The 4411-nt window shown below is 40.1% G+C and carries 5 protein-coding genes; 2 read left to right on the top strand and 3 right to left on the bottom strand.

Annotated elements, in window-relative coordinates:
• Positions 1-279 precede the first annotated feature (279 nt).
• Both fliS and L650_RS0117210 read left to right on the top strand, forming a co-directional pair.
• Positions 280-681, top strand: coding sequence for a flagellar export chaperone FliS (gene fliS / locus L650_RS0117215; protein ID WP_024032327.1), 402 nt, complete (start codon positions 280-282; stop codon positions 679-681).
• Positions 682-685: 4 nt separating this feature from the next.
• Positions 686-982, top strand: coding sequence for a hypothetical protein (locus L650_RS0117210; protein ID WP_029773878.1), 297 nt, complete (start codon positions 686-688; stop codon positions 980-982).
• A 104-nt stretch (positions 983-1086) separates the two neighbouring features.
• On the opposite strand, the gene fliD is transcribed toward L650_RS0117210, so the two are convergent.
• From fliD to L650_RS24800, 3 genes are all read right to left on the bottom strand, one after another.
• Positions 1087-2526 carry a flagellar filament capping protein FliD gene (fliD, locus tag L650_RS0117200; RefSeq protein ID WP_029773877.1) on the bottom strand — a complete coding sequence of 480 codons (1440 nt, stop codon included), beginning with the start codon at positions 2524-2526 and terminating at the stop codon, positions 1087-1089.
• A gap of 59 nt (positions 2527-2585) precedes the next feature.
• A complete protein-coding gene (locus tag L650_RS0117195) occupies positions 2586-3026 on the bottom strand; it encodes a flagellar protein FlaG (protein WP_029773876.1) in 441 nt (146 codons plus the stop codon).
• 152 nt (positions 3027-3178) lie between these two features.
• Positions 3179-4411, bottom strand: a 1233-nt coding sequence (locus L650_RS24800) for a flagellin (protein ID WP_029773875.1), incomplete at its 5' end; no start/stop codon positions are given.

Raw genomic sequence — 4411 nt, 5'->3', positions numbered from 1 at the left:
CGGCGGTTTTTTGACATAAACGCCAAAAAATAGACATCGCTATAAAACAATAATACTTAATAATTAAAACTTAAGTATTGTTTTGTTGTTTAATACTTAAAGCTAATGCCATGTCTTGTTTTTTACTTAGTGCATAAATCTACGTAGGTCAAAAATATAAACTATAATTAACTTAAGTTGAAAGCAACAATGCCGATAACTAAATAAATGCAATATGCTTGGCATTAATATTGCTTTTATTACGTACAGACGATTTCACATATTTATTTAGGATTTTCCATGGCTCATGTTTCATTAAAAAAATATTCTCAAGTGCGCGCCAGCAACATCGCAGAAATGGCGCCCTATGAGCAAATTAACCTTATTTTTAGTAACATAATTGGCCGCTTGGCCGCTACTAAAGGGTTTATTGAGCGCAAAGAAATAGAAAAAAAAGGCGAAAACATCTCTGCCTGTATTTTACTCTTAGGTGCATTACAAGACGCGCTTAATTTAGAAGTGGAACAAGATCCGAGTATTTCAAATAATTTATTAGCACTTTATGACTACTGCCAAAGACGCCTTGTGCAAGCAAATGTTGACAATGACATTGAGATTATTTCTGAAGTAGCTGGCATTATTAAAGAAATTAAAGAAGGGTGGGATAGCATTCCTGTCGATCAGCGTACTCCTGCGGTATAAGCGAATGGCTTTAGAGGAAACAAGTAAAGCTGAGCATATTAATCAATTGCTCAACAGAATCGAATTATTAGTGCAAAGCAATAACGCTGATGAAGCTCCCCCTATTATGGATACTTTAAATAGTGAACTTAAGCGCTGGTGCGAAAGTGAGAACCCGCCTACCGGTGAGCAACTTGTGGCTGTGCAAACCAATATCAACAACATTAGCAAACAAGCAAATGCTGTAAAGAATGAATCATCTAAAGCCATAATTAAGCAAAAAAAAACAGGTAAAGCAATCTCGGCTTATAAATCGGTTTAGCTACCTCTAGCAGCTTTAAACTTACTAAGCATCTTAAAGGCAATATTTAGACATAAAAAAACCGTTTTAAACGGTTTTTTTATGTTCATAATTAGTAATATTAATTAAGAGTTGTCCCTTACCACGCCGGGCATGTTTTCAAGCTGTGCCTGCACATAGCTACTTGTCGAGTTTAAGCTCGCTACCAATAAATCCATGGCGTTGTACTGAGCATATAACCTGTCAGATAACGACTCCATCTTACTCGCAAGGCTGAGGCGCTGATCATCTAAATCGTCTAATTGATTTGTTTTACTGTCTATACGGTTTTGTATAATACCATCTGAGTCGGTATAAAAGCTCATTAGCTCATCAAAGGACTGGGCAAAGCCGCCTTCGTCTTCATCAGTGCCGACAAAAAACTGCTGCACTAAATCTACATTAGATTCTATTTGCTCGTTTAGTGTTTCAGTATTGAGTGTTAAAACACCGTAGCGGTCTGTTTCTACACCTAGCTGCGAAAGCGACAGTGAATTACCATCACCTAAATCAACCGACTCAGTTATTTCCCTACGTAGTTTTGACATAACACCACGAAGGAGTGAATCCCCTGCCATTACACCAGCGCCACTTTCACCTGATGCACCTAAATTATTACTAAGCTCTAACAGTTCGTTGTAACTAGTGATAAAGCTATTTAAACCTGCTTGTATATTATTATTATTTTCAGTGACTGATATATCGCTAACATCATCGTCGGCATCATGTAATTTTTTTGCGGTAATATCCACGCCATCAATTACATTGCTAAATTCATTTGTATTGCTTGATACCGTTAATGTGCCATCAATCGTTATTTGGGCATTTTGTGCAGCGTTTACTTCTGTTAGGTTTGTAGTATGGTTTAGTGGGTCAGCGTCAGACACATCGTAAGCTAACCGTGAGAGCCCACCTGTGTCCGTATCATTGCCATCGTCATCTTGTACGGTAATAGTAATTGCGTTGTCTTCACCGGTTTCTTTACTAGTAAGCACTAAATGCTGACCTGAATCACTGGTTACTATAGTCGCTACAACCGAGTCGTTACTGTCATTGCCTGTAAAAGGGCCGTTATTAATTTGGTCTCGTAAATCTTCTAAGGTGTTAGTTGCTGACAGAACAGTTGAAAAACTGTTTTCACCTGAACCTATTGTAATTACACCCGCGCCAATGGCTTCATCGGCCGCAAATGCAGGGGATGACAATTTATGTGCTTGGGCTAATGCATCAACTTTTACATTATAGCTACCTGGCTGAGCGTCTTGATCTGCACTAATCGATATAAAATCATCACCACCAGATGCAGTGCGCTTTTGATAATTATCACTATCACCCAATGCTTCCATTGAGGTTTGCACTTTTTCAAGCGCAGATTTTAATGCTCCAACGGCTGATATATCAGTAGTTAAATTGCTTTCAGTAGTATTTAAACGAGCCTCCGCAGGTGCTTGCTCAGCATTAACTAATGCATCCACAATATCTGATACAGCTAAACCCGAGCCTAAGCCATTAAACGAAATAGACATACTTCACCTCTTTAAATACCTAAAAATAAGCTAACTAAATACACGAGTAACAATAGCTACTAAACCGTTTGGTCTATTAATAAACCTGCGGTTTCAGATAACTTAGACACTAAACTTAACACCTCTTCCGATGGATATTGCTTAATAATATCGCCGGTGTCTTTGTCGAGTACTTTAATTACATCGCGGCCAGAGTCTTCGTCTACCTGAAACTGTAAGCTGCGATTCATTTCACCCATAAAATCCTGCAATTGCTGCGCCACTTTTTCAAGCTGTTCACGCTCAAGTGGTTGCTGCCCTGCATTAGCTAATGAGCTATTAGGGTATAGCTTGTTTTGCTTAGTATTATTTAACGAGTTACTACTTTGCTGAGCGTCAGCGGTATTCGCTTTCGTATCACTTGTAGTTTTAAAGGGTAACTCCCCACCGGTTTGGCCATTGGCCCGCTCTGTATTTGCGGGCAACGCCAACCTTTCTGCGCCTAAAGCTATGGTATTCATAACGCCTCCTTAATAGACTTTACTATTATACACCATTTAATAGTAGCTTAACTTTACACTTTAAACAGCAAAAGGAGATGAGCAAAGCCATCTCCTTTTTTAAATTACTAATACTGACTTTGTGTATTAGTTTGCTATTAAGCTATAGGCTATTAACCTAATAAGCTAAGTGCCGCTTGCGGTAACTGATTTGCTTGCGACAAGATAGACGTACCTGCTTGTTGCAGTATTTGGTTCTTGGTCATTTGCGCTGTTTCTGTGGCGTAATCAGTATCTTGAATACGGCTACGTGATGCCGATGCATTTTCTTGAATATTCGCCAAATTACTTATTGTTTGACTAAAACGATTTTGCACCGCACCGAGCTCAGCACGCTCATCACCAATTTGCTGTAGTGCTGCATCAATCACATCGATTGCCGATTGTGAGCCACCTGCTGATGAAATATCTAAATTAGCAATTGACGTGAGGCTAGTCGTCGTATCAAGCGTAGCGTTGGTTGTTGTTGCACCATTTAAAGTGCCTGTACCAGTAACACTTAATGTAGAAAAGTCAGAATCTAATACTGCATTAGAAACATCTAAACGCCCAGTAATTGTTGATGTTTTGTTTACGGTTGTGTCTGCTGTTGCAGATACTGTTACACCACCAGCAATAACTGCAGTGCCATCGTAAGCAGATACCGTACCATCTAACCCATCAGTAGCACCACCTTGAATTTCCATTGTTACATCAATGTTTTCGCCACTAGCGTTAGTAAACACCAATAAATCATCACCGGTAGTACCTGTATTATTTACAACCGAAGCAGTAATACCTTTAGCAGCTAGTGCTTCTGTTGTTGCTGGGTCAATGGCGGTTTTTAATGCTGCAACTGTACCATCACCCGTTGCCGCAGCCGTTGCTGTAATTTCTACACCAGCAACATTAAGTGTAACAACGTCTGTAGCGGTTGTATTCGTATCTCCAAATCCACCCACAGCAACTTGCGTGGTTGCACCTACGCCAAACACCCCTTCGGTGCTGTTGAATTGCCCAGCTAAATCTGCTGCGCTCATACCTGTGGTTAAATCTATGTTATTAGTTTTGCCGCCAGCTGTGACGCTTAATGAATCCGTATCTGCAAATGTTTTAGCTGTTTCACTGGCACCTGAAAATCCGGTAATTGCAGCTAAATCAAACCCTTTACCTCTTAGGCCTATATCCTCAGCGGCTGCAGAGTTTAAGGTTACGCCAATGGTTTGGTTACTGTCTGAACCTACTTGAAACTGCTGTGTACCGTAGTCGCCATTTAATAGTTTTTGCCCACCAAAGGTGGTGGTATCGGCTATACGGGTCAACTCAGTTTGCAAAGCGGTTACTTCTTTTTGCAGCGCTTCGCGGTC

Origin of the sequence: Pseudoalteromonas sp. TB51, assembly GCF_000498055.1 — a bacterium.
GTDB classification, from domain to species: Bacteria; Pseudomonadota; Gammaproteobacteria; order Enterobacterales; family Alteromonadaceae; genus Pseudoalteromonas; species Pseudoalteromonas atlantica.
Note: the sequence above shows the minus strand (reverse complement) of the source record. Positions and strands in the feature narration are given on the sequence as shown.